Genomic DNA, 3,427 nt, shown 5'->3' with positions numbered 1-3,427 from the left:
GAGATCAGCACATTGGCGCGGCAGGCGCCGATGATTTCAAGGATGCGCGCGCCTTCCGGCGAGATCGAGCCGAACTCCACAAGGTTCTGGAGCTTGAGCTTGTCTTTCTTGAATTTCCGGATGGTCAGCGTCGGACCGTCCAGAGACAAGGGCGGGGCGATGACGTTCACCCGGCTGCCATCGGCCAGACGCGCGTCACAGATCGGCGAGCTTTCATCCACCCGGCGGCCCACCTGGGACACGATGCGCTGACAGATATTCATCAGCTGGCCGTTATCGCGGAAGCGGATATTGGTCTTCTGAACCCGGCCATTGACCTCGATGAACACGTCGCCTGCGCCGTTGACCATGATGTCGGCGATGTCATCGCGCGCCAGCAAGGGCTCCAGCGGACCATAGCCAAGCACATCATTGCAGATGTCCTGGAGCAATTGCTCCTGCTCGGCGATGGACATGGCCACGTTCTTGATCGAGATGATCTCGGTGACGATGTCGCGGATTTCATCGCGCGCGGTTTCATTGTCCAGTCGCGCCAGCTGACCCAGATCGATGGTGTCGATCAGGGCGTTAAAGATGGTGGTCTTGACCGCATAGTATTCCGCCGACCGCTCGGCGCCGATGGTGGCGGCCTGGTTGGCGGCTTTGGGCTTGAGCGCAGCGGCAGGTTTCGGCTTGGGTTTGGGCGCAGCGGCGGGGGCCGGAGCGGTTGCAGCCTGAGCCGCCGGGGCGGCCGACGCCGGTTTTGCCGGGGCCGACTGGGGCGCAGGCGGGCGCGACTGGGTCGCAACGCCGCTCTCGCCGCCCTGGGACGGACGCGGAGCGCCGCCGCCGAACGATTTCGGCGGGGTCTGCGAACCGGTGGGGCGCTTACCGAACATGAGCGAGCGTTAGCCTTTTCCCAGAAGCGAGCCGAACAGGGATTTGCGACGCGGCGAGGCCGGCGCGCGACCAGTCAGTTGCGCAGCCAGATGAGAGAACCCGTCCGCCGCTTTCGACTTGGGATCCACTTCAGGGATCATCTGGCCGTTATTGGCGGCCTTGCCGAACAGCGCGGGCTCGAACGGCAGGACCAGAACCGGCGCCGCGCCCAGCGCATCCGAGAAATCCTTGAGCGGAATATCAGGTTTTTTCGGACACCCGGCCATGTTCACCACCACTTTGGGCGGTTCGTCATTGGGGCGGGCGTTATGCACCAGATCAAACAGGTTCTTGGCGTTGCGCAGGCTTGCGAGATCGGGCGTTACCGTCACCACGACCTGATCGGCGCTGAGCAGGGTCTGGCGCACCCAGGGGCTCCAGGCGTGCGGCAGATCGAGCGCCACGAACGGCGCCTGACGGCGCACCTTGTCGAGCACGGTCTCAAACGCTTCGGATCCGAAATCCCAGTCGCGCTCCAGCGTCGCGGGCGCGGAAAACAGGCTGAGCCGTTCCGTGCAGCGCACCAGCAGGCGATCCAGCAGCGCATCGTCGAGCCGGTCCGGCTCCTCAAGCGCCATGGCGATGGTCTGGGCCGGGTCCTGATTGAAATCGAGGCCGGCGGTTCCAAACGAGAGATCGAGATCGACCAGCACCGCGTCCGAGCGCAGACCTTCGGTCAATTGCCAGGCCACGTTATGAGCGATGGTGGACGACCCCACCCCGCCCTTGGCGCCGATAAAGGCGATGGAGCGGCCGGCGAACGGCGCTTCAGGGTCGAGAAACAGGCCGGAGATCGTCGAGATCAGGTGCAGCGGCGTCATCGGCGGCACGAGATACTCGCTCACCCCGCGCTTGATCAGCTCGCGATACAGGGTGATGTCATTGGCCGCGCCAATGATGATCACCTTGGTGTCTCCGTCACAGACCGCGGCCAGGTCTTCAAGCTGCTGGAACAATTCACGACCGCGCATGCCGGTCTCAAGGATCAGCAATTCCGGCGTGCTTTCGTCATGGAAGCGCTCGATGGCGGCGGACAGACCGCCCAGCTCGACGGTCACATGGGTGCGCGCCATGCGGCGGTCATCCGCGGCGTGATGGATCAGACGCCCGGTCTCCGGGCTCTCACAGAATGCATGGATCGCGATGCGCGGCACAGGCTGGTTGATCAGGGATTCATCAGGGCCGGACACCGCCGAGATCTCGCCGCTCATGCCGCCCGATCCGATGGGCGATGTCAGCGGCAGGGAATCCGCATCCCCGAACGGATCGGCTTGGGCGTCGCGCGCCGGGGCCGGAGCCGGGCGCAACGGCGCCGCCGGCTCATAGCCGTCAAACTCATCATCATAGCCGGCGTTCTGATTGGCGTCGGCCAGACGCGCGCCAAACGGGCGGGCGCCGGGATCCGCAGCAGGCTGCGCGGCTGTGTTCACATCGCCAAAGCCATCCTCTTCACCCAGCATCCGGCGTTCAATGCTTTCCGCATCATAGAACGGATCTTCAGGAGCCGCGTTCAACGGCTCGTGCGGGGTGTACGCGTCCTCGGCGACGAACTCGTCGGCGGCGTCAAACGCTTCATCTTCAAAGGCGTCAGCGGTGCGGTTCATAGCCATACCCTAGTTAATTGCCGACACTGGAGCTGATCGCCCCACTTTCGCGGTCGGAGCGTTCACTGGCGGTGGACTGGCCCCGCCGGTAGTTGTCGAGCACGCCCTGACGACGTGCGGAATCTGGCGCATCCAGGGTGCGCGGCGCCACCAGATCGCGCGGATCGGCGACCATGCTGGCGAGATTGTTAGCGGTGGCGCAGCCAAAGCGCGGCCAGGTCTCATTGGGACGCGCGCGCGCCATGTCGGTCCAGGTGGTCGAGCACTCCGGCGCAATCGCTTCGTATCGGGTGAAGGAGAAGATCACCGGCGCGCTGGCCCGGCCGCCCGCCTCGTAGGCGCCGCCTGAAATCTGACGCCAGTCGAGCCCGGCCGCATACAGCCGCGTGCGCGCCTCGGCGATGGCGCCGATGGCGGCGTCGGCGTTGCCGGCGTTTTGCGGATAGGAGATCACGAGCGGACCATGGCCGCGCGCCTTGTACTCGGCGGCGACGGCTTCGATCACATCGATCTGGTTCCAGGTCAGCCCGTTGTCGATGGCGCTGACGTCCATGCTCACGCGGACGGTTTCCGCCGCAGCCGTGGCGCGCGGACGCGGGTCCGGGGCGCTGGCGCAGCCAGCGACGACCAGAGCGCCGGCGACCATGAGGCTTTTGAAGACAAGGTTCATCACGCTACTCCAGCACAAAGCCGACCGGACCCGACCAGCCGCGATTTTCCACCTGCGCGCCCGGCGCGGCGTAAACCCGGTTCAGACGCCCCAGAAAGGCGCCGGCGGCGAGCGAGGACACGGCGAACCCTTCCGCCGGGCTTTCCAGATCATTGGAATTGACCGGGTCCACCAGATACGGCGTGACCACGACCACAAGCTCGGTTTCATTGTTGGCGAAATCACGAGACCGGAT

Annotated in this window: 3 protein-coding genes and 1 pseudogene; all 4 read right to left on the bottom strand. The window is 65.1% G+C overall.

Annotated features, from left to right (window positions below; genetic code table 11):
* On the bottom strand, window positions 1-878 hold an 878-nt coding region (locus B3M53_RS00960), incomplete at its 3' end, for a CpaF family protein (protein WP_286799470.1).
* A 9-nt stretch (window positions 879-887) separates the two neighbouring features.
* The gene (locus B3M53_RS00955) at window positions 888-2,522 is read right to left on the bottom strand and encodes an AAA family ATPase (RefSeq protein WP_273019385.1); all 1,635 of its coding nucleotides are present in this window, start codon (window positions 2,520-2,522) and stop codon (window positions 888-890) included.
* Window positions 2,523-2,535: 13 nt separating this feature from the next.
* Complete coding sequence (locus B3M53_RS00950; protein WP_273019387.1) at window positions 2,536-3,192, bottom strand: CpaD family pilus assembly protein; 657 nt, start codon at window positions 3,190-3,192, stop codon at window positions 2,536-2,538.
* Between the two features lie 4 nt (window positions 3,193-3,196).
* Window positions 3,197-3,427, bottom strand: a pseudogene (locus tag B3M53_RS00945) (type II and III secretion system protein family protein); the annotation flags it as partial.

Origin of the sequence: Oceanicaulis sp. UBA2681, from assembly GCF_002354675.1 — a bacterium.
GTDB lineage: Bacteria > Pseudomonadota > Alphaproteobacteria > Caulobacterales > Maricaulaceae > Oceanicaulis > Oceanicaulis alexandrii.
Note: the sequence above shows the minus strand (reverse complement) of the source record. Positions and strands in the feature narration are given on the sequence as shown.

Bases quoted from the DNA above. Each gene is read 5' to 3' on its own strand.
- B3M53_RS00955 (WP_273019385.1), bottom strand. From the start codon at position 2,522: ATGAACCGCACCGCTGACGCCTTTGAAGATGAAGCGTTTGACGCCGCC.
- B3M53_RS00950 (WP_273019387.1), bottom strand. From the start codon at position 3,192: ATGAACCTTGTCTTCAAAAGCCTCATGGTCGCCGGCGCTCTGGTCGTC.